The following is a 22,410-nucleotide window of genomic DNA, read 5'->3' as shown; positions in this document are numbered from 1 at the left end:
GAGGCCTAGGACACCGCCCTTTCACGGCGGTAACAGGGGTTCGAATCCCCTAGGGGATACCAATATTTACGATTTTATACTGTTTGTATGAAATGGGGCCTTAGCTCAGCTGGGAGAGCGCAACACTGGCAGTGTTGAGGTCAGCGGTTCGATCCCGCTAGGCTCCACCATTTCTATCATTAAGTTGATAAATACTAGAAACCACCTAAAGGTGGTTTTTTTGTGCCTATAAATTGAGAATGAACCTGAATTTATGACAACGATAGCAGTCTCTCAATATACTCTTGCGTCACATCACTATCCTTTATTATTCATTTTAAGATCAATGTCTTGTTATCTCAGATATGTTTAGTGCGCATTAGAGTGGGGATATTCTCTTTCAAGAAAAATAAATTTGGCGTGTAACTTCAAATTCTGATGGTTTATTGCTCATAAAGTAAAGCCACCTCAAACGGTGGCTTTACTTATAGGATGCAAACTGCTGACACGATAACTAGAGAGTTATTTAACCCCTAAGAAACCACCTGTTTGGTGAGCCCATAGCTGGGCGTAGATCCCATCAGAATGAATAAGTTCTTGATGGGTACCTTGTTCAACAATTTTGCCCTTATCGAGCACTATCAATCTATCCATTGCAGCAATCGTCGATAAGCGGTGTGCAATCGCAATCACCGTTTTCCCTTCCATTAACTGGTATAAACTCTCTTGAATTGCAGCTTCTACTTCTGAATCTAACGCTGATGTCGCTTCATCAAGTAATAAAATGGGCGCATTTTTTAGCAGTACGCGTGCAATCGCGACTCGCTGGCGTTGACCCCCCGATAATTTTACGCCGCGTTCACCAACTTGTGCATCAAGCCCTACGTTGCCTTCAGGATCGCTTAGGCCTTGAATGAACTCATAGGCTTGTGAGTTCTTGATTGCACTGGTTAATTCGTCTTCAGATGCATCAGGGTTGCCGTAAAGAATATTATCCCTAATTGAGCGGTGGAGTAGGGAGGTATCTTGGGTAACCATACCAATATGCGCTCGTAGTGAATCTTGAGTGACTTGGGTTATATCTTGTTTATCAATAAGAATCTTTCCTGCTTCAACATCATGAAAGCGCATTAACAAGTTAACTAACGTTGATTTACCGGCACCAGATCGGCCAACTAAGCCCACTTTTTCCCCCGCTTTGATATTGAGTTCTAACTTGTCTATAACAGCAGTGCTTTCACCGTAGTGAAAACTTACGTCATTAAAGTTGATGCTGCCTTTATCAACAGTTAGGTCTGGCGCATTATCAATATCGGTTATTTCAGTTGGTTTTGATAACGTATTAATGCCATCTGCAACAGTGCCGATGTTTTCAAATAGAGAGCTTATTTCCCACATTATCCATTGAGACATACCGTTAAGGCGTAAAGACAAGCTTATGGCAACAGCGATAGCCCCGACAGTAATAGCGCTATCACTCCATAGCCAAATAGAGACCGCGGCAATACTAAACGCCAGCATGTAGTTAATTATCTGCACGCTAACATTTATCCAAGTCACTAGACGCATTTGACGATAAACAGCATGCAGGAAGGTTTTCATGCTGCCTTTTGCGTATTCAGCTTCTTGTTGGGTGTGAGAGAATAATTTGACCGTGGCAATGTTGGTATAACTATCGACAATGCGACCAGTCATGGTTGAGCGAGCATCAGCTTGTTCCGTCGATACTTTTTTAAGTTTAGGTAAGAACTTTAGTTGTAAAACAATGTAGACCAACAACCAAACAAGCATTGGCAACATTAATCTCAAGTCGGCTTTTGCCATCATCACGACCATAGAGGTGAAATACACTAAAATATACACCAGCACATCGAGCAACTTAGTGACAGTTTCTCTTACAGCAAGTGAAGTCTGCATCACTTTAGTGGCAATTCGACCGGCAAAGTCATTTTGATAAAAAGACACACTTTGTTTGAGCAAGTAGCGGTGAGCCAGCCAGCGAATGGACATGGGGTAATTACCCAGTAGCCCTTGGTAAACAATTAATGCGTGTAATAAGACAAGTGAGGGAATAACGATTAATACCAGAATGGTCATGCCGAGTAACTTCATGCCCTCTTTTTCAAACAGTGTTTCAGGATCACTATTGATTAAAATATCGACCAAATCACCCATAAACCCAAATAAAGACACCTCTAATATGGCCAGCAGTGCCGTTAAAATAGACATAATGATTAACGGAACTTCAAACCCCTTGGTGTAATGACGACAAAAGGCGTATATCCCTTTAGGAGGCTGTTCTGGTTCTTCTGGGGGCAGAGCATTGACCCAGGATTCAAATCTCTTAAACATGTAATGTCTCAGTTGTTATTGATGGTTTGTAAAAATGTTGCTTAGTCGGGTTAGCATACTCGGAATTGAAGATGTAAGGGCAAGAAAACAGAATTTATATTCAGTTCCGTTTTCCGCTAGTGGTAAAGGATTTGTTTGGGTAATATTCATTTATCGCTAAGACAAATACGGAACAACAATGGTCAATCACGATTGTACTATCGCCAGTGATGTTTGCCGAAAAGCGAGGCTTGCACGAGATGCTCGATTTGATGGTCAGTTTTTTACTGGTGTGCTGACCACCGGCATATACTGCCGTAGTATTTGCCCTGCAGTGAGTCCAAAAGAGGAGAATGTGCGTTATTTTGATTCCCCTTTAAAGGCGGCAAATGCAGGTCTCAGGCCTTGTTTACGCTGCCGTCCCGACAGTGCACCGGGCTCATTTGCGTGGAAAGGTGTCGCGACGACATTAGAAAGAGCAGTTTCTTTGATTAATATGGGAGCGCTTACCGGAGCGGATGCAATCAGTATTGAGCAGCTGTCAGAACGTTTAGGGGTAAGTAGTCGCTATTTACGCAAGCTTTTTACCGAAGGGGTCGGTACTTCCGTCAAACAATATGCGCAGTACAGACAGCTGATGTTTGCCAAACAGTTATTGCATCAAACAGAGCTAAGTATCACTCAAGTGGGGCTTGCCGCTGGTTTTAATAGTATTCGCCGCTTTAACGAGGTTTTTAAACAAACATTGAAATTAACGCCTTCAACCTTTAGAAAACAGGTCATATCTGCAAATATCAAACTAACCAAAAACAGTCACTCAAAAATTAATGAGGTTGATGTCCCTTCTGTAGAACCAATAAAATTGAGTGTCGAACTGTATTATCGTCCACCATTTGCATGGCAGCAACAGCATGATTTTTATGAGGTTAGGGCTATCAGTAATATGGAGTGGCTAGAGGGGGACAATAATTACGGTCGCAGTTTTACGACGAATGGGGTGAGTGGTTACTTCGACGCTAATCATAATAATGCCCGTAATAGTTTTAACGTCGATATTGTATTAGATAATGAACAAGGTCTTTCAGAGCTTAGCGCTATCATCGCAAATATTAAAAGGGTGTTAGATCTTGATGCCAATATGCAAGCTATAGAGCAAGTGTTGCACTTGCTCGCGCCATTGCAGCAAAAGATTATCCCAGGATTGAGATTACCCGGCACTTGGTCAACCTTCGAAGCCGGATGTCGGGCCGTTCTTGGACAGCAGGTTAGCATTATTCAAGCCTCAAAGTTGTTGAATCAGTTAGTACTTGCCTACGGCGAAAAGCGCATGATTAGTGATAAAGAGGTTATTTTATTTCCCACAGCGGAGGTGGTAGCGAACGCGAGCTTGGATGAGTTAAAGATGCCAGGTGCAAGGAAATTAGCACTTAACGCATTAAGCGGGTTTGTAAATCAAAACCCCAATGCTGATATTAACGATTGGTTATCTATTAAAGGGATTGGTCCTTGGACCGTTGCTTATGCACAAATGCGCGGAGCGAGTAACCCAGACGTCTTATTGTGTGGTGATTTGGTTGTTAAGAAGCGAGTGTTAACTCTGTATCAACAACATAGCGAAACATCTGTGCCGACTGCAATCGATTACGGCGTACTGACAAAAGATATCGCCAATACCGTGAGCCCGTGGGGAAGTTATTTAACCTTTCAGTTGTGGAATTTATCATGAAGCAGTTAATACCATTAGCAAAAATTAATTTTGATACTAGCGCGGGTATTATCTCGCTCTGTGCCAACACATCAGGGATCTCTCATCTAAATTTTGTTCCGCAAGCAGCTGATGATTGGAAGACAAGAGAGTTGAGCTTGGATGTCACAACAGACGTTGAATCATTAGCGCTCGCCACAATGCACTTAAACCAAGCAAAGAGTGAACTGCTCGAGTATTTCGCGGGTCAACGGCAACAATTTAGTGTGGCCTTGGCGCCGAAAGGGACTGAGTTTCAACAGCAAGTTTGGCAAGCTCTTGGTCAACTAGGTTTCGGTGAAACATGCAGTTATGCCGATATAGCGAGCGAAATTGGTCGACCCAAAGCGGTGAGAGCCGTCGGTACAGCCAATGGCGCGAATCCCATCGCCATCATTGTGCCTTGCCATAGAGTGATCGGGAAAAATGGCACGTTAACGGGGTATGCCTATGGTATTGCGCTTAAGCAAAAGCTGTTACAAATAGAAGGGATCAGTCTATTTAAGTAATGTTTAGCGCTCATGTTGACTAAAACTCAGTGCTTGTTAAGGCTATTTAGCATCAAATAAAAGCTTTTGAAGCGATATTAGCGTAGAATAACGCCCTTATTTTTGATTAGGCAACGCCCGTAAATATGACTCAGCCAGACCTGACAACTAAAGCCATTTCAACCTCTGTGGATAATGCCGCGAATCACCGTTCTTTTGCGGAGTTAGGGTTGATCCCTGAACTGTTAGAAACGCTTAAAGCATTGGATTACCAGTCTCCAACCGCGATTCAGCAAAGCACTATTCCAGCCGTTATCGCGGGTCAAGATGTGTTAGGCGGCGCGATCACAGGCTCTGGGAAAACAGCGGCTTTTGCATTGCCTATTATTCAGCTACTTGCTACATCATCAAAGCAAAGTAAGCAGAGTAATGTTGTTTCTAGTTTAGTGCTGGTGCCTACACGAGAATTAGCACAGCAAGTTGCTGACAGTTTTATGCGTTATGCACAGAGCATTAAGCCTAATCTAAAGGTGTTAGCGGTTTACGGTGGTGTTTCAACCAATACCCAAATGCAGAGCTTACGCGGTGGTGCAGATATTCTGGTGGCAACGCCAGGTCGACTACTCGACTTGATATCAAGCAATGCGGTTAAGCTAGACAAAGTGAGCACGCTCGTCCTCGATGAAGCGGATCGCATGTTGAGCTTAGGCTTCACTGAAGAGTTAACCGCGTTACTTGCGCTAATGCCTGCTAAAAAGCAAACATTACTGTTTTCAGCGACTTTTCCTGAAGAAGTGACTTTGCTGACCCAGTCATTGCTTAATAAACCGGTTGAAGTTCAACTGCAAAGCCAAGAAGAAAACACCTTGGTGCAGCGTGTTATCACGGTTAACCGTAACCGTAAAACACCTTTGTTAGTGCAGCTTATTAAAGAGAATGATTGGCAACAAATTTTAATCTTTGCCAGTGCCAAATATACCTGCGATCGTTTAGCACATAAGCTTGATAATGCAGGGATCAAGGCCGAAATCTTCCATAGTGATAAAGCCCAAGGCACAAGAACTCGGGTTCTCGATGGTTTTAAACGAGGCGAGATCCGGGTGCTTATTGCTACTGATATTGCGGCGCGCGGTATTGATATTGAAAAACTGCCTATTGTCATTAACTATGAGCTACCACGTAGCCCTGCTGATTACATGCACCGTATTGGTCGAAGTGGCCGTGCTGGCGAAGCGGGTATAGCACTATCGCTGATCTCTCACGATGAATACCAGCATTTCGCAGTGATTGAGAAAAAGAACAAGTTAAAGCTTGAACGTGAACAACATCCAGGTTTTGAAGCCGATAAAGAGGCACCTGAAGATTGTCCATCACGGATAGAAAAACCGATGGCAAAACCAGCGGGTAGCGGTAAGAAACATCGTAATAAGCTGCCGCAGGCAAACACAGACCTTTGGTCAAAAGAATAAGTCTCCATTGTAAATTTTACTTCGTTTAACACTAATAATTTATCTAGGAAAAAGTATGCAGCACCTATTTTGGTTAGTAGAAGGACAAATTGCAGGACGCAGTGGCCCCAATAAAGACGCATGGAATTTGTCTGAATTGAAAGAAGAGGGCATAGATGCCATTCTTTCCGTCAATAATGGCGAGTCGTGTGAAGATGCAGATTTTTCGTCTGTAGGCATTGAATACAAGTGCATTCCCTTTTCGCGCAATGCGCCGCCAGAAGCAGGGGATCTTGAGTTCTGTGTCGAACAAGTGCCAAAAGCACTGGCTTATATCAGAGAATGCGAAGCACAACATAAAACAGTGCTTATCCATTGCCGCTCGGGTAAAGATAGAACAGGCCTCATTATGGCTTACTATTTAATGGATAACGGTGCAGCGCCATTGCATGCAGTGAGTCAGATAAGAGCCATACGCGACATTGCTTTTAGCGCTGATGGCTGGGATCAATTTGCATTTGATGTGCTTTATGCGTTACAAGAATAGATACTAGTTAACGACTGAAGTTATTTAATGAAAGCAATCGGATTGCTTAAAAGCTTATCAATCAAATCAATGTTTATCTGGGCAGCCATAATATTACAGGTTGGCTGCCAGACTTCTCCTCAATACCCCGATAAAACATCTACATTCAAGCTTGCGACACAAACTCAATCGGTACTTTCCCAATATGTGGCAGCCGATCTTCAAGCTAATCCCGATTTAACGGGAGTAGTGCCATTAATCGACGGTGTAGATGCTTTCATCGCAAGGCTGGCATTGGTTAATGCTGCGACGACAAGTATTGATCTGCAATACTATATTTATCGCGCTGATGAGTCCGGTAGGTTGCTGTTATGGCACCTAATGGATGCCGCTGAACGCGGAGTTAGAGTGAGAATACTGCTCGATGATATGGCGACTAAGGATGCTGACAACACGCTACTGTTATTAGCAATGCACAACAATATTGATGTTCGGTTATACAATCCCTCATTTGAACGTCATTTCAGAAACCTCGCTTTTATCAGTAGCTTTTCTCGTTTAAACCATCGAATGCATAATAAGTCGCTAACTGTTGATAACAGTATTACCGTAGTGGGTGGCCGCAATATTGGCAATGAATATTTTTCTAACAACACCGATGTCGACTTTGGGGATTTTGACTTAATGGCCATTGGTGAGGTCGTCGATGACGTGTCGGACCAATTTGATTTGTATTGGAATGCACCTTTAACGGTTGAAATCAATGCGCTTGTTGAGGGTAAGGCGACTGAGCTGGAGTTAGCGCAAGCAATGGTCGTGGTTGATAGCGCTAAAGTGGAGTATCAAGATAATCCATACATGAAGCGTTTGTTAAGTAGCCAGTTAATACAGAAGATGGCTAATCATTCATTACCTTGGTATTGGGGACAGGCTAAACTTATTTATGATCAACCTGATAAACAAAACCATCAATTAGACTCTGACAGTATTCTGGCCAATTTAGGTGCTTTTCTATCGCAAGCTAACCAAGAAGTTCTTATTGTATCACCGTACTTCGTGCCCACTAGAGCGGGCGCTAATAACTTAATTGCAGCGGTCGAAAAGGGCATTAAGGTTACCATACTAACCAACAGCCTAGCGGCAACGGATGTGTTGGCAGTACACGCTGGGTATCGGACTTACCGGCAGCGGTTATTAGAATCTGGGGTGAGAATATTTGAAGTTAAGGCCAACCTAGAGCTGAAACGAAGCAGTAGTTGGACTGGAAGCTCAAAGAGTAGTCTGCATGCTAAAACGTTTATTATCGATAAACACTCTCTATTTGTTGGCTCTTTTAATTTTGACCCTCGCTCTGCATGGTTGAATACTGAAATGGGCCTCATTATTCGCAATCGTGAGCTGGCAAGTGAGGTGGTTAATGGCATAGGGGAAAGCTTAGCGGCAAATACTTATCGACTGTCAATTAGAGATGAAGAGATCGTCTGGCATGATGATTCGAAGCAGCGAGAAATATATACCGAACCCGATGCTGGCCTTTGGCGTAAGTTTTTAGTCGATTGCATCGCATTGCTACCCATTGAGTCACAGCTTTAATTGAGAGTTTAATATGATTGGGGTAAAGTTTACCCGAGGTAATCTGGGATCCGCCAGCAAGATGGGTTTATTAAAAGAGACGGCAGTATAATGAAAAGTAAGGCAAAGCAAGCTCAAGGGTTATTATTGTTTCAGCTGTCATATACTCAGTTGTTTGCGCTGGGAACACTAAAGGTGCGTGAGTTGGTGCCTTATAGTCCATTGAGTGTCATACCTCACTCTCATCCCACTATTTTAGGTGCCGCAACAATACGTGGCACCACTATTCCTGTTGTTGATATGGCCGCTGCAGTGGGTTATCGGCCTATATCGGAACAGGAGCGTAAAGATTGCTATATTATCATTACGGACTGCCAACGTATGGTGATCGGCTTCCTAGTGCGAGCTATCGATAAAATCATCGAATGTAACTGGCGAGATATAGAAGCGCCTCCGAATAATTTAGGCAAAAATGCTTTTTTGACGGGGGTGACACGTATCGACGATAAGTTAGTGCAATTACTAGACGTAGAGCTATTACTGTCAAAAGTCTTTCCAGCAAGCCCTGAAACAACAAGAGCGATATTGACGGATGTACAGCGAGAGCGTCTCAAGCCCTTACACATTTTGCTTGTTGATGACTCGATGGTGGCACGTAAACAGTTGTCTGACGCACTTGATAGCATCAATATCCCTTATCAGGTTACCGCCGATGGCCAACATGCTCTTTCAATTATGAAGCAAGCTGAAAAAAGTGGTCAGGCGATTGATATTCTGGTTAGCGATATTGAAATGCCTGGCCTAGATGGTTATGAATTGGCATTTGAGGTTAAGAATAATCCGGCGATTGCCGATGCCTATATTATCTTACATACGTCGTTATCGAGTGAGATCAGTGTGAGTCAGGCTCATCAAGTGGGTGCTGATGAAGCGCTCACCAAATTCGATGCACATGAGCTTATTGACGCGATGTTACGCGGCGCTAATAAAGTACAAGTCATCGCCAATGTTTAGTAGCTTGTTAGTAAGATGCTATCTCTGAGTAATATCCAAGGCTAAATGTCTACCAAAGGTAGACAACTATGGTCACATCCGATACAAACAGTGTGGAAGGAAGATTAATTTTATTTAAGGCTTACCATTTTGCTGATAACCCTTAAATCAAATTGATACATACTAAAAATTATAATGATAGGTTAAGTAATGAATCAAAAAACATCACTGTTTGCCAAGTTGGCAAACAGCAATCTTGTGCTACAAATTCTAGCCGGTATTATTGCCGGTGTCGTGCTCGCGACAGTATCAAAAAGTGGTGCAGAAAGTGTCGCTTTTCTTGGTGAACTTTTCGTAGGAGCGCTGAAGGCAATCGCGCCTATCCTAGTGTTCATTCTCGTTGCAGCTTCTATCGCGAATCAAAAAAAGAACGCCAAAACAAATATGCGTCCTATTGTGACGCTTTATCTGTTTGGTACCTTTTGTGCGGCGTTAACAGCGGTACTGATGAGCTTTGCATTCCCTACCACATTGGTATTGGTTACCGGTGCTGAAGGTGCTACTCCACCAGAAGGGATCGGTGAAGTGATCAATACCTTGCTCTTCAAATTGGTCGATAACCCAGTTAACGCTCTAATGACTGGTAACTATATTGGTATTCTTGCTTGGGGCGTCGGACTCGGTTTAGCCTTGCATCACGCGAGTGATTCCACCAAACAGGTCTTTGCCGATGTAAGCCATGGCGTTTCACAAATGGTACGCTTTATTATCCGCTTAGCGCCTATTGGTATATTCGGTTTGGTGTCAGCAACATTTGCAGCGACCGGCTTTGAAGCGATCGCAGGTTATGCACAATTACTTGCAGTATTACTCGGCGCGATGGCAATCATGGCGTTAGTGGTTAACCCTGCGATTGTGTACTACAAGATCCGCCGTAATCCATATCCGTTGGTATTCACTTGCTTGCGTGAAAGTGGTGTGACAGCGTTCTTTACTCGCTCAAGCGCTGCGAATATTCCCGTTAACATGGCGTTGTGTGACAAGCTTAAGCTACATGAGGATACCTACTCAGTATCAATTCCTTTAGGTGCGACGATTAACATGGGCGGTGCGGCGATAACGATTACCATCTTAACGCTTGCCGCTGTGCATACCATGGGTGTTCAAGTTGATATCTTAACCGCCATATTACTCAGCGTTGTTGCCGCGGTCTCTGCTTGTGGGGCATCTGGAGTCGCGGGTGGTTCATTGCTACTTATTCCACTGGCCTGTAGCTTATTTGGGATCTCCAATGACGTTGCTATGCAGGTCGTTGCCGTCGGCTTTATCATTGGTGTGATTCAAGATTCTGCTGAAACTGGTTTGAACAGCTCTACTGACGTTCTCTTTACTGCTGCCGCATGTGAAGCCGCGGAAAGACAGCAGGGCTAATGGTGAGTATTATGTCGCTGGGTTAAATCACAGTGTAAAGAAAGCCCCGCAACTTAGTTGACGGGGCTTTTTTATTAATCGAATAAGTTACTGAATAGCTTAATAGACAGATTAGCGGAGAAACTATGCGCCAATGATCCCCAATGGCTTACCCGTTTTCCAGCCACCACGAGTGAAATCTGGGAAGTTAACCGAGTTACTGCGGTTGTTGACGGATGCTTCACTGAGAACATTGACCACAGACCATGCTGCACCATCGTATACATCCTGATCGAGTGCTTCTCCGTTTCTGAGGCAATAAACCATTCTCCAAAGCATTAAAAAGTCCATACCACCATGGCCGCCATTTTTTTCAGCCTCTTGGCCCATTCGCTGCCAAAGGGGGTGGTCGTATTTGTCATACCACGGAGCCATGTCCCTATCCCATTGATGGAAGTTACCATTGCCATTTTTTTCAATCGCAATACGATTTGGGAATCCAGCGAACACACCGTTAGTGCCTTGAATTAAATTATGACGACTGTAAGGCCTCGGGGTTGTCGTATCATGCTGTACCATAATGGTACGGCCTTTGGCAGTTTTAATGAGACTGGTGTTAATATCGCCGTTGATATAATTAAGTTGATTGCGTTCATGATCTTCAGGAAACTCTCGTTGAGCGTACAATGCTCGGCCTAACGCTGGAGAACTCATCGAGGTCAAGTAGTCGAAACGGTCACCGCGGTTAATGTTCATATACTGAGATACAGGGCCTAAGCCGTGGGTCGGATATAGGTTGCCATTTCTTTTGGTGTGCCAGTAGGTACGCCATGAGCCTGTTTTTTGGTTTATCTCTTTCATTTGCCAGCGCAGTTCATGGATATAAGCTGCCTCACCATGCAGGAGCTCGCCAAATACTCCCTGACGAACCATATTGAGCACCATTAACTCATCTCGACCGTAGTTTACATTTTCCATCATCATGCAGTTCTTCTGGGTCTTTTCTGCGGTGTTGACGATTTGCCAGCACTCTTCGACGGTAAGAGCGAGTGGTACTTCTACAAAGGCATGTTTCCCGCTTTCCATGGTATCGATAGCCATAGGGGCATGCCATTCCCATGGCGTAGAAATGATGACCATGTCGATATCTTTGCGGCTTAGTAGTTCTAAGTAAGCTCGCTCACTGCCGGTGTGGCGCGCTGGTGCCTTGAAGCCTTGCTGCTTTACAAACTCGATGGACTTGTCTAATGCCAAAGGGTTGGTATCGCATATTGCTACTATTTCAACGCCTTCTAAGCGGCAAAAGTGTTGTACATGCCCTGAACCGCGTTGCCCAACACCAATAAAACCAACTCTTACCGTTTCCATTTTTGCGACAACTAACCCCATAACACTGCTCCCTAGCGAGGGAGGCCGAGGAACTAAATTTTCTGTTGCTGAAAAAGATGATGTCGCAAAGCTTGCTGCAGCAAGGCTCGCTGTTTTTAAAAAGTGTCTGCGATTAAGTTTCATTATCGGTCCTATAGATGGGGCACAATAGCGTTAGCTGACTCGAAGTCCTATTTTAGCTTTGGTATTCCAACAAAGTTATATCAAACTTATTGCGTTGATGGCTAAAAAAAGTCGTTACGGTTTGTTGCACTTGCCTTTTTATTCAGGTTTACTAAAGTTATGCATATAAAGTGACTTATATCGCGTTTTTATTTTTAATGTGCGATACAATTTCATTGTAGAGGTAATGGGTATTTTTGTTGCAAACATTATTTCAACGACTGATTTTAATAACAATTATTTTACAAGTTAACCGTTTGGGGTAGTGAAGTCGATGGCTGTTGTGAGTAATGGAACAAAAAAAGTTATTCAAATTGAGAATAGAACAAAACTCAAGGAGATAGAAATGTCGGTAGTCGAAAAGCGTAGGCGTTTATTTTGGCAAGATACGGATCTTGAGACCAGAGAGGTTATTGGACGTTGGGTTGATGAGAGACCACTGCTGGGTGATAACATCACTGTTTACAAGCTAGCGGATACTTATTATCTAGAGACTTGGTACAACGATGGTTGCCACAGCTTAGATGAGATGATCTCAAAAGAGTCGGCTGATGGTGTGAAGCTAGAGGATAAGGGCGGTAACATTTTCGGTGAGTATTTTATGCTGACGGCAAGTAATGAGCTAATGTTCTGTAATTCCAGCTTGTGTTATTACACGGCGACTAAGGCTGAAGCAGCATAAGCACTGATTATAAATACTTTAGTTAAGAGTGTTGTATAAGTGCCGGTGAATTGAATGTTAGATAAAATAGGGGGCAAGAGCCCCTTATTATTGGATAGCATTTGAAGCCTAAAAAGAACAATAACTGCGAAATAATGTCTTTTTACCTGTGTAGGGGTGGGTAAAACTGAGCTCTTGCGCATGCAGTTTTAACCTGGGTGCAGCCTCAATTACCTGCTTGTTGCCATAAAAATCATCACCTAAAATGGTGTTACCTATCGCAAGCATATGAACGCGAAGTTGATGTGTTCGGCCTGTGACGGGTTTTAGCATTAACAAAGTACTATTGGCTCTCACTTCAAGAGTTTGATAATGGGTAATTGCGACCTTGCCATTGTCACTCACTTGCTGCTTGGGCGGATTGGTTTTATCAGCCGCTAACGACAGTTCTATTATTCCTTCGGCATGGTTGAGATGTCCGCTTACTTCGGCAATATAGGTTTTCTTGGTTTTCCGGTCTTGAAACTGGGTTTTTAGGTTTGATTCTGCCTTTTTATTTCGAGCAAACACCATGATGCCAGACGTTGCACAATCTAAACGGTGCACCAATATTGCATCGTTGAATCGTTGTTGAATTCGAGTAAGAGCACAGTCATAGGTATTCTTTGCTATCCCAGGATTAGAAAGTAATCCTGACGGTTTATTAATGATAATGATGTCTCGATCGACATAACGGATATCTAACCAAGGGATATTAGGTGGCTGATAGGTAAATATTTGCATGAATTCTCCTGTTGCGAGGTAATTCTAGCAAAATAATGCCCTGCGACAAGTGACAATTGTCTTCTAGGTCTTTTCTAAGCGGAAGAATATCGATAATCGGGGATTGGGTTATTGTGTTTGAACATAAAATAGACAGTAATAGCGCTAGAATCCACAGCATTAATCATTTGCCATTATTAACACTAAAAGCTCACCACCTCCATGTTATGCAAAGCTTGCATAGGGCTGATCTATCCAGCGACTCTATGATGGATTCTCTAATTTGGCTAAGCCAGATACGCAAAGGAGGAAGCGTTGGAGTCATACAATAAGTATTCAAATGAGAAAGTATTTTAGGCGTAGAAAATGATGATGTTCAGTAACTCATCATATTCAATGGCGTTTCTGCTTATAGATATTCTGGCGGTGTATTACGTGTCCAAAGCCGACTGTACGCCATAAGCTGTGGATAAAAGGTACGAAAAGCGATCTCTATTTCTATATCGAGTTTCTTAACGCAATCTTGAGCACCCTTAAAGATCTCAGGTTTTGAAACGCGTTGTGCAACCGATGCGAGGGTTTGGTTAAGCCCTTTTCGGCTTTGATAAGCGACGAGCCAATTTTCTTGGCGCATTTTTGGAGCCATACTTTGTAACTGCTCAGGTAATTGCTCACAAGCATCAATTTGATTGTACGCATGAGTTGCAAACTCACTCAAACTTAGGTGATGGTATTCTTCCCAATACTTTGCCAGCATGTGGTCAAAGCAAATATCAACGATAATGGGGGCCGCACGAGTTAATGATTTTGGAAATTTTTCGTGTAGCTCTTTGGTGAGTTCATGGGTATCTGTCAGTTTATCTATTTGTCGGTGTAGCCAAAGACCCTGTTGTAGATGTTTCGGAAAACGTTCGATATTGCCTTTAGCAAAATCACCAGCAAGATTCGCTGCTAAAGAGGTTTGGCTAACATCCGCTAGGTGCAAGTGTGCAAGAAAGTTCATATTTTATACTTGGTGATATGAGTACTTTCACGGTAACATGCAGCGCGATGCGAAGGAAATTCTTTATTACAATTATTGTAGTGAAGCGTTAGCTTCATGGATGTGCATCGTTTTAAAGCAATTTTCCCATATATTAACGGTTTGAGGATCAAGGATGATGTGGAACTGGTTATCAAAAAAGCTTGTTGGTACAGAGAAACCCCTGCGCAGAAAAGTGGAAGTCGATATTCCCTACGAGCAACATCGCTACCGTATTGAAGATCTCGCTAATGAAACGCAAGTGTCTCCGGAAGACAACGACCACAGCAAAGTGTGACATAAACTAACGCTAACCGCTCTAGAGTGGCCTTTACTGGTTATTTAAAGCAATAGTGGGACTTTATTGTGCCATTATTGTTGATCTTATTTTGCTCTAGTCATAGACTAGCGGCCGATTTAAAGACAGTAGAGACTTTCCATGCGCGTTGCAGACTTTTCTTTTGAACTTCCTGATGAGCTTATAGCTCGTTATCCCACTCCTGAGCGTACTGCTTCTAGATTATTATCGTTAGACGGTAATAGTGGTGCATTAGCGGATCTGCAATTTACTGCGATTCTTGAACAAGTTCAGCCGGGTGATTTGATGGTATTTAATAATACCCGTGTCATACCAGCGCGCTTATTTGGTAAAAAACAGTCCGGTGGTAAGTTAGAGATCTTAGTCGAGCGCATGCTTGATGATAAGCGAATTCTAGCGCATGTTCGTAGCTCTAAGTCCCCTAAGGTAGATGCTATTATCTGCTTAGATGGCGGTTATGAAATGAAAATGTGTGCTCGTCATGACACGCTATTTGAATTACAACTGCAGTCTGATAAAACGATCCTTGAGGTGTTAGAAGAGGTCGGCCATATGCCATTGCCACCTTATATCGACAGACCGGACGAAGATGCCGATAAAGAACGTTATCAAACCGTTTATAACCAAACTCCAGGCGCTGTCGCTGCGCCAACAGCAGGTTTGCATTTTGACGATGCAATGCTGGCTGCGCTAAAAGAGAAGGGCGTTAACACCGCTTTTGTAACCTTGCATGTAGGTGCGGGTACATTCCAGCCGGTGCGCGTTGACGAGATCCTTGACCATAAAATGCATTCAGAGTGGGCCGAAGTATCTCAAGAGGTGGTTGACTTAATTGCTGCCACTAAAGCGAAAGGCAAGCGAGTCATTGCCGTGGGTACCACATCAGTACGCTCTTTAGAAAGTGCCGCTAAAGCATCTTTAGCTGAGCTTGAACCCTTTAAAGGTGACACTGATATCTTTATTTACCCTGGATATCAGTTCCAAATAGTCGATGCAATGCTGACTAATTTTCATCTACCCGAATCGACATTGATTATGTTACTGAGTGCTTTCGCTGGCTTTGATGAAGTAAAAAACGCCTATCAGCACGCGATTGCTCAAAAATACCGCTTCTTTAGCTATGGTGACGCCATGTTTGTGACTAAAAAAGCGAACTAATACTAAAATATGCTTTAAAATACCCACCCATACAAATGAGGTGGGTATTTTTTTGTCCTCATTTTGGTGCTTATTTTGAGGGTAAGGGTTGATACTGATTTGTTTGCCCTTATCTCTAGTCTTAATCTACAACTCGATAGTCGAGTTAACTCAGGTCAGACTGTTTATCTGGCGAGGTGAATAATGAAATTTGAATTAGATACAACCCAAGGTCGCGCACGTCGCGGTCGTTTAGTGTTTGAACGCGGTACCGTTGAAACACCAGCGTTTATGCCTGTAGGTACTTACGGTACTGTAAAAGGGATGACGCCTGAAGAAGTGCGTGAAACTGGCGCTGATATCCTGCTCGGTAATACTTTTCACTTATGGCTTCGCCCAGGTGAAGAGATCATGCGTAAACATGGTGACCTGCATGACTTTATGAACTGGCAGCGTCCAATTTTGACTGACTCAGGTGGATTCCAAGTATTTAGCTTGGGCGATATCCGTAAGATCACCGAAGCGGGCGTACATTTCCGTTCACCGATTAATGGTGAAAAGATTTTCTTAGATCCAGAAAAATCAATGCAGATCCAAGATTCATTAGGCAGCGATGTCGTGATGATTTTTGATGAGTGCACGCCATACCCAGCAACAGAAGATGAAGCACGTAAATCGATGCAGATGTCTCTACGTTGGGCTCAGCGTTCACGTGATGAATTCGACAAACTTGAAAACCCGAACTCGTTGTTCGGCATTATTCAAGGTGGTGTTTATGAAGACCTGCGCGATGAAAGCCTAAATGGCCTAGTCGACATTGGTTTTGATGGATACGCAGTCGGTGGTTTAGCCGTTGGTGAACCTAAAGAAGACATGCACCGCATTCTTGAGCACGTTTGTCCTAAGATACCAGCTGATAAACCACGCTACTTGATGGGGGTCGGTAAACCAGAGGATTTAGTTGAAGGCGTACGTCGTGGCGTAGACATGTTTGATTGTGTTATGCCAACACGTAATGCTCGAAACGGTCATTTGTTTACCAGTGAAGGTGTTATCAAGATCCGTAATGCACGTCATCGTGATGACACTGCACCACTCGATGCTAAGTGTGATTGTTATACCTGTAAGAACTATTCACGGGCATACCTTTACCACTTAGATCGTTGTAATGAGATTCTAGGTGCTCGATTAAACACCATGCATAACCTTCGTTATTATCAAAGATTGATGGAAGGTTTGCGTGGTGCGATTGAGACAGGTACATTAGACGACTTTGTTACAGAGTTCTATACCAGCCTTGGCCGGGAAGTACCTGAAGTTCCTGAATTAACCGATTAATTTTTACTCAGACAATAAGAAGAGACAACTATGTTTATTTCAAATGCGTATGCAGCAGATTCACCTATAGGCGGCGCTGGCGGCACTATGGAACTTATTTTCATGTTGGTCATTTTTGGCCTGATTTTCTACTTTATGATTTTCCGTCCACAGTCTAAGCGCGTAAAAGAGCACAAGAACCTTATGGGCTCTTTGAGCAAAGGCGATGAAGTGCTGACTAGCGGTGGCATTTTGGGCAAGATAGCCAAAATCAGTGATGAGAATGACTACGTATTGTTGGCTATCAACGAGACTAGCGAAATCACTATTAAAAAGGATTACATTGCGGCGGTATTGCCAAAAGGCTCTATTAAGTCACTTTAAGCCAAGAGGGCTATGGCGTGTTAAATAAATACCCAATGTGGAAAAACCTAATGGTGATGATTATCATCGCCGTAGGTGCATTCTATGCGATACCAAACCTTTTCGGTGAGGACCATGCTGTACAGGTGGTTGCAACCCGAGGGGCAGAGGTGACAGCGTCGACTCAGTCGGCAGTAAATGATGTATTAGTAAGTAAAGGCATCGCTGTTAAGCGTTCTGAGCTAGAAAACGGTCAATTATTGGTTCGTGTTAATAATGGTGAAGATCAATTATTAGCGAAAGAGGCGATTTCTGATGCACTTGGCGACAAGTTCACAGTAGCGCTTAACTTAGCGCCAGCAACACCAGAATGGTTAGAGTCTATGGGCGGTTCGCCTATGAAACTAGGTCTCGATCTACGTGGTGGTGTTCACTTCTTAATGGAAGTTGACATGGGTGAAGCCGTTCGCAAGATGACCGAAGCCAAAGTTGCTGACTACAGAACTGATTTACGAGCTGAGAAAATTCGCTATGCGGGTATTCGTAATGGCGCCAAAGGTATCGAGATTAAGTTTCGTGATGCTGAGACCCTAGCGAATGCAGAACGCTTCCTTAAGTCTCGCAGTAACGACATGGTCTTTACTGACCGCTCTACTGGAGATAACTATTTCCTTATTGCTAATCCAAGTGACGTTTATTTAAAACAGATCAAGGAAGATGCGTTACAACAAAATATTACAACCTTGCGTAATCGTGTCAACGAGCTTGGTGTGGCTGAGCCTGTTGTACAGCGCCAAGGTGCTGAACGTATTATTGTTGAACTGCCTGGTGTTCAAGACACGGCTCGCGCAAAAGAGATTTTGAGTGCGACTGCGTCAATCGAATTCCACATGGTTGATCAGAGTGCGGACGCTCAAGCGGTAGCTAGTGGTCGTGTACCAGCGGGTTCTGAAGTTTATCAGCGCCGCTCAGGTGGCCCTGTTGTACTTAAAAAAGCGGTTATGCTAACGGGTGATCATATCCAAGGTGCACAACCAAGCTACGATGAGTACAGCCGCCCACAAGTGTCTATTAACCTAGATTCTAAAGGTGGTTCTATATTCTCAAATGTGACTAAAGACAACATAGGTAAGCCTATGGCAACTTTATTCATTGAGTATAAAGATACTGGTGATAAGAACGCTGACGGCAGCGTGAAAATGAAGAAGATTGAAGAAGTTATTTCAGTCGCCACGATTCAAGCTCGTCTTGGTCGTAACTTTGTGATCACCGGCCTTGAACATGCTGAATCACAAAACTTAGCGCTGTTACTTCGTGCTGGTGCGTTGATTGCGCCGGTTTATATCGTTGAAGAACGTACCATTGGCCCAAGCTTAGGTGCTGAAAATATCCAAAACGGTGTTCAAGCAATGATCTGGGGTATGGCGGTTGTTCTTGTCTTCATGATGGTTTATTACCGTGGCTTTGGTCTTATCGCAAACCTTGCGTTAACAGCTAACCTAGTGATGGTTGTTGGTGTTATGTCGATGATCCCTGGCGCTGTACTAACGCTTCCTGGTATTGCCGGTATGGTATTAACAGTGGGTATGGCGGTTGACGGTAACGTACTTATTTACGAGCGTATTCGTGAAGAACTGCGTAACGGTCGAAGCGTTCAGCAAGCGATTCATGAAGGTTATGGCAATGCATTTTCAACAATTGCCGATGCTAACATTACTACCTTTATGACGGCACTTATCTTATTTGCTGTCGGCACGGGTGCTGTAAAAGGCTTCGCGGTTACCTTAATGATTGGTATCGCTACTTCTATGTTTACCGCTATTGTCGGAACTCGTTCAATTGTGAACGCGATCTGGGGTGGTAAGCGCGTGAAGAAACTGTCTATCTAAGAGGAAGTTGAAATGTTTCAGATTTTAAATATCAAAGGCTCTGTCAACTTTCTGCGTCATGCTATACCTATTAGTATCCTTTCAGTGATACTAGTGCTGGGCTCGTTAGGGTCTTTAGCGACAAAGGGTATTAATTGGGGCTTGGATTTTACGGGCGGTACCGTTGTTGAACTCGAGTTTTCGAATTCAGTCAATTTGACAGTGATACGTGATGGACTCACAACAGATGAAACCGATGGTGCAATAGTACAAAACTTTGGTTCGAGCCGCGACATTCTTATTCGCCTTCCTGTTAAAGAAGGCATAAAGAGTGATGTGCAGGTTGCTCAGGTCATGGACGCTGTTACTCTACTTGACCCTGCTGTAATCCAAAAACGAGTTGAGTTTGTAGGACCACAAGTCGGTAAAGAGTTAGCTGAGCAAGGTGGATTAGCGGTTTTAGTCGCATTGATATGTATTCTAATATACGTATCTTTCCGCTTTGAATGGCGTTTAGCATTAGGTTCTGTAACGGCATTAGCCCATGACGTTATCATTACCCTTGGCGTGTTCTCTTTATTTCAACTTGAATTCGACCTCACCGTATTGGCAGGTGTGTTAACCGTTGTTGGTTACTCGCTCAACGATACGATTGTTGTATTTGACCGTATACGTGAAAACTTCCTCAAGATGCGTAAAAGCAGTCCTGAAGAAGTGGTGAATACGTCGATTACTCAGACAATGAGTCGTACTATTATTACAACAGCGACGACATTAGTCGTAGTTATTGCCTTGTTCTTAAAAGGTGGCACCATGATCCACGGCTTTGCTACGGCTTTGCTAATGGGGATTTTTGTCGGTACATTTTCTTCAATCTACGTCGCGAGTTTCTTAGCGATTAAACTTGGGATCAATCGTGAACACATGATGCCAGTTGAGATTGAAAAAGAGGGTGCAGATCAAGATAAACTAATGTCTTAGTCATTAGGTTGATTTTTAAAAGCCACCTTTTAGGTGGCTTTTTTGTTTAATTTACTAGGATATTGTCTAATAGTAGGGGATTTGACTAAGATTGTTTTATCAGTATGGTATTTTGTATTGAGCGATAAAACAGCGCTCGACAGTACTGATGTTTTAGCAGTAGCATGTAAGTCTATTTTAGCGCGTGAAAAATAGGAACGGCGGGTGAATAACGTTGTATACCCGTTTATTAGTTGATGTATTGGCTTATCAAACATAGCCAATAGCGCAATAGCAGTAGGAAATAACATGGATGATAAAATGCGGTTACTTGCAGCTGGAAACTTGTTAGAAGCGCATACTTGGAAAGGTATGCTTGAATCTATTGGTATTCCGGTAGAGCTTAAAGGTGAAGCGCTATTAGGTGGCGTGGGTGAATTGCCTACAGGGATACAGAATGTTGAGCTTTGGGTATCACAGAGCCATTACCAGAGTGCCAAAAAACAGATGGAATCGTTGAATGCGGATCGTCCGCAGTGGAAATGCGTTAATTGCCATGAAGTTAACGAGTCAAGCTTTGAGCTGTGTTGGAATTGCAGCGCTGAAAGAAGTGAGCAGTACAATTAATGAAACATAACCCTGCATTTCTGGCCCTTGTTGAAAGTATTCTCCCACATATTACTGAAATCACTATTGAACAATACTTGACGCATAAAGGCTGGACCTTACTTGATGTGAGAGAAGATCATGAGTGGAATATTAATCATCTTCCCGCTGCGCATCACTTGTGCAAAGGCATTATTGAAAGAGATATCGAGACGCGCTTTCCTGATAAGAGTACTCCCCTAACGCTATATTGTGGTGGTGGTTACCGCTCGGCAATGGCTGCTTTTAATTTACAAGTTATGGGTTATACCAAAGTTGTCTCACTATCAGGTGGTTATAAAGCATGGCTTGAGAGACAATTGCCGCTTATTGAAGGTTAGTGCTATTCGTTAGCTGTAGAGGTCAATTCGCTTAATGCAATATTTTCCGTTGTTTGTTGATACCCAATCCTTGAGGGTATTAATCGTAGGTGGTGGCGATGTTGCCAGTCGTAAACTCGATTTGCTCTGTCGTACTGAAGCTGAGGTGCATGTCATTGCGAACGAGGCGAGTGCTGAAGTCATTGCTTATCAACAAAAAGGGCGTATTACGCTAGAGCAGCGTGCCGTAAACGAGCACGATATCAGATCGTGGGATTTAGTTTATTTGGCAACGGCAGATAAAGCACTCAATGAGAAGTTAGCGACTATCGCTAAGCAGGGTGATATATGGGTTAATGTGGTTGATAATCCAAGCTTTTGCAGTTTTATAACGCCTTCTATTGTAGACCGAGGTCGATTACAAATAGCGATAAGCACCGCCGGCGCCGCGCCTGTTTATGCACGGGAGCTTAGAGCCAGACTAGAATCATGGTTACCGCAGTCGATTACGCCACTATTTGATTTTATTGCAGAACGTCGACAAGACGTGCAAGCAAAGTTACCAATATTTAAACAAAGAAGATTGTTTTGGGAGCGTTTTTTTAAGCTCAATCAATCTCGATTTGATAAACAAACAACGGCTCATTATCAAGCCTGTTTTACTCAGCAAGATGGACAAGGGGAGCTGTTACTGCTTGATGCACAAATCGAGGCTGAGCTTCTGCCTATCGCCGCGATGCCTTACCTGCAAAAATTAGATATTGTCTTTAGCGAACAATCGATGCCTCATACACTCAATGAGTTACTTAGGCGAGATGCTGCACGCGACAGTAACTGGAGTGATTACAGCTTGCAACAAGCACTCTACGAGGGTGAGCACTGCTTAGTGTATGCAGACGTTGCCGAGATTGATCGATTAGTCACACTGTTTCCGCAAGCCAAGCGTTTAAAAGTAGGGGCAATCTAAGTTAACTTGAGTTTAGAGTAAGTGGGTA

The 22,410-nt window shown here is 43.3% G+C and carries 21 protein-coding genes and 1 tRNA gene; 18 read left to right on the top strand and 4 right to left on the bottom strand.

Going from position 1 to position 22,410, the window contains the following annotated elements; translation table 11 throughout:
* The first annotated feature begins 94 nt into the window (after positions 1-94).
* Positions 95-170 (top strand) — tRNA-Ala (locus CXF86_RS18430).
* A gap of 331 nt (positions 171-501) precedes the next feature.
* On the opposite strand, the gene CXF86_RS18425 is transcribed toward CXF86_RS18430, so the two are convergent.
* Positions 502-2,331 (bottom strand): ABC transporter ATP-binding protein, encoded by a 1,830-nt coding sequence (locus CXF86_RS18425; protein ID WP_102039710.1) that lies wholly within the window; start codon positions 2,329-2,331, stop codon positions 502-504.
* A gap of 178 nt (positions 2,332-2,509) precedes the next feature.
* Between CXF86_RS18425 and CXF86_RS18420 the strand changes: the two genes are divergently transcribed.
* From CXF86_RS18420 to sstT, 7 genes are all read left to right on the top strand, one after another.
* The gene (locus CXF86_RS18420; RefSeq protein WP_102039709.1) at positions 2,510-4,036 is read left to right on the top strand and encodes an AlkA N-terminal domain-containing protein; all 1,527 of its coding nucleotides are present in this window, start codon (positions 2,510-2,512) and stop codon (positions 4,034-4,036) included.
* On the top strand, positions 4,033-4,563 hold the full coding sequence (locus CXF86_RS18415) for a methylated-DNA--[protein]-cysteine S-methyltransferase (RefSeq protein WP_102039708.1): 531 nt from the start codon (positions 4,033-4,035) through the stop codon (positions 4,561-4,563). Before CXF86_RS18420 ends, CXF86_RS18415 begins: the two co-directional genes overlap by 4 nt.
* Positions 4,564-4,688: 125 nt before the next feature.
* Entirely contained in the window at positions 4,689-6,011 is a 1,323-nt protein-coding gene (locus CXF86_RS18410; RefSeq protein WP_102039707.1) for a DEAD/DEAH box helicase, read from the top strand.
* Between the two features lie 55 nt (positions 6,012-6,066).
* Positions 6,067-6,537, top strand: a complete 471-nt coding sequence (locus CXF86_RS18405; RefSeq protein ID WP_101089070.1) for a phosphatase domain-containing protein — start codon at positions 6,067-6,069, stop codon at positions 6,535-6,537.
* Positions 6,538-6,564: 27 nt separating this feature from the next.
* Positions 6,565-8,109, top strand: coding sequence for a phospholipase D-like domain-containing protein (locus CXF86_RS18400; RefSeq protein WP_101089069.1), 1,545 nt, complete (start codon positions 6,565-6,567; stop codon positions 8,107-8,109).
* A 90-nt stretch (positions 8,110-8,199) separates the two neighbouring features.
* Entirely contained in the window at positions 8,200-9,102 is a 903-nt protein-coding gene (locus tag CXF86_RS18395; RefSeq protein ID WP_101089068.1) for a chemotaxis protein, read from the top strand.
* Between the two features lie 189 nt (positions 9,103-9,291).
* Entirely contained in the window at positions 9,292-10,512 is a 1,221-nt protein-coding gene (gene sstT / locus CXF86_RS18390; RefSeq protein WP_101089067.1) for a serine/threonine transporter SstT, read from the top strand.
* A 123-nt stretch (positions 10,513-10,635) separates the two neighbouring features.
* On the opposite strand, the gene CXF86_RS18385 is transcribed toward sstT, so the two are convergent.
* Complete coding sequence (locus CXF86_RS18385) at positions 10,636-12,006, bottom strand: Gfo/Idh/MocA family protein (RefSeq protein ID WP_180961107.1); 1,371 nt, start codon at positions 12,004-12,006, stop codon at positions 10,636-10,638.
* A 382-nt stretch (positions 12,007-12,388) separates the two neighbouring features.
* On the opposite strand from CXF86_RS18385, the gene CXF86_RS18380 reads away from it, so the two are divergent.
* A complete protein-coding gene (locus CXF86_RS18380; protein ID WP_308303198.1) occupies positions 12,389-12,724 on the top strand; it encodes a hypothetical protein in 336 nt (111 codons plus the stop codon).
* Between the two features lie 108 nt (positions 12,725-12,832).
* Here the strand turns inward: CXF86_RS18380 and CXF86_RS18375 are convergent, their stop codons facing one another.
* Both CXF86_RS18375 and CXF86_RS18370 read right to left on the bottom strand, forming a co-directional pair.
* Positions 12,833-13,486 (bottom strand): pseudouridine synthase, encoded by a 654-nt coding sequence (locus tag CXF86_RS18375; protein ID WP_102039705.1) that lies wholly within the window; start codon positions 13,484-13,486, stop codon positions 12,833-12,835.
* Between the two features lie 388 nt (positions 13,487-13,874).
* Positions 13,875-14,468, bottom strand: coding sequence for an acyl carrier protein phosphodiesterase (locus CXF86_RS18370; protein ID WP_102039704.1), 594 nt, complete (start codon positions 14,466-14,468; stop codon positions 13,875-13,877).
* A gap of 154 nt (positions 14,469-14,622) precedes the next feature.
* On the opposite strand from CXF86_RS18370, the gene CXF86_RS22825 reads away from it, so the two are divergent.
* The 9 genes from CXF86_RS22825 (at position 14,623) to CXF86_RS18330 (ending at position 22,382) form a co-directional block, all read left to right on the top strand.
* Entirely contained in the window at positions 14,623-14,784 is a 162-nt protein-coding gene (locus CXF86_RS22825; RefSeq protein ID WP_157822858.1) for a hypothetical protein, read from the top strand.
* Between the two features lie 141 nt (positions 14,785-14,925).
* On the top strand, positions 14,926-15,963 hold the full coding sequence (queA, locus tag CXF86_RS18365; protein WP_102039703.1) for a tRNA preQ1(34) S-adenosylmethionine ribosyltransferase-isomerase QueA: 1,038 nt from the start codon (positions 14,926-14,928) through the stop codon (positions 15,961-15,963).
* Between the two features lie 183 nt (positions 15,964-16,146).
* On the top strand, positions 16,147-17,280 hold the full coding sequence (gene tgt, locus CXF86_RS18360; protein WP_101089061.1) for a tRNA guanosine(34) transglycosylase Tgt: 1,134 nt from the start codon (positions 16,147-16,149) through the stop codon (positions 17,278-17,280).
* A 30-nt stretch (positions 17,281-17,310) separates the two neighbouring features.
* On the top strand, positions 17,311-17,643 hold the full coding sequence (gene yajC, locus CXF86_RS18355; protein ID WP_101089060.1) for a preprotein translocase subunit YajC: 333 nt from the start codon (positions 17,311-17,313) through the stop codon (positions 17,641-17,643).
* 17 nt (positions 17,644-17,660) lie between these two features.
* A complete protein-coding gene (gene secD / locus CXF86_RS18350; protein WP_101089059.1) occupies positions 17,661-19,511 on the top strand; it encodes a protein translocase subunit SecD in 1,851 nt (616 codons plus the stop codon).
* Between the two features lie 12 nt (positions 19,512-19,523).
* Entirely contained in the window at positions 19,524-20,471 is a 948-nt protein-coding gene (gene secF, locus CXF86_RS18345) for a protein translocase subunit SecF (RefSeq protein ID WP_101089058.1), read from the top strand.
* Between the two features lie 288 nt (positions 20,472-20,759).
* Positions 20,760-21,077, top strand: coding sequence for a putative signal transducing protein (locus CXF86_RS18340; protein ID WP_101089057.1), 318 nt, complete (start codon positions 20,760-20,762; stop codon positions 21,075-21,077).
* Positions 21,077-21,436, top strand: coding sequence for a rhodanese-like domain-containing protein (locus CXF86_RS18335; protein ID WP_101089056.1), 360 nt, complete (start codon positions 21,077-21,079; stop codon positions 21,434-21,436). The genes CXF86_RS18340 and CXF86_RS18335 overlap by 1 nt, the downstream gene beginning before the upstream one ends.
* Before the next feature lie 34 nt (positions 21,437-21,470).
* Entirely contained in the window at positions 21,471-22,382 is a 912-nt protein-coding gene (locus tag CXF86_RS18330; RefSeq protein ID WP_102039702.1) for a precorrin-2 dehydrogenase/sirohydrochlorin ferrochelatase family protein, read from the top strand.
* Positions 22,383-22,410 lie beyond the last annotated feature (28 nt).

This window comes from Shewanella sp. GutCb, assembly GCF_002836135.1.
Lineage (GTDB): Bacteria > Pseudomonadota > Gammaproteobacteria > Enterobacterales > Shewanellaceae > Shewanella.
Note: the sequence above shows the minus strand (reverse complement) of the source record. Positions and strands in the feature narration are given on the sequence as shown.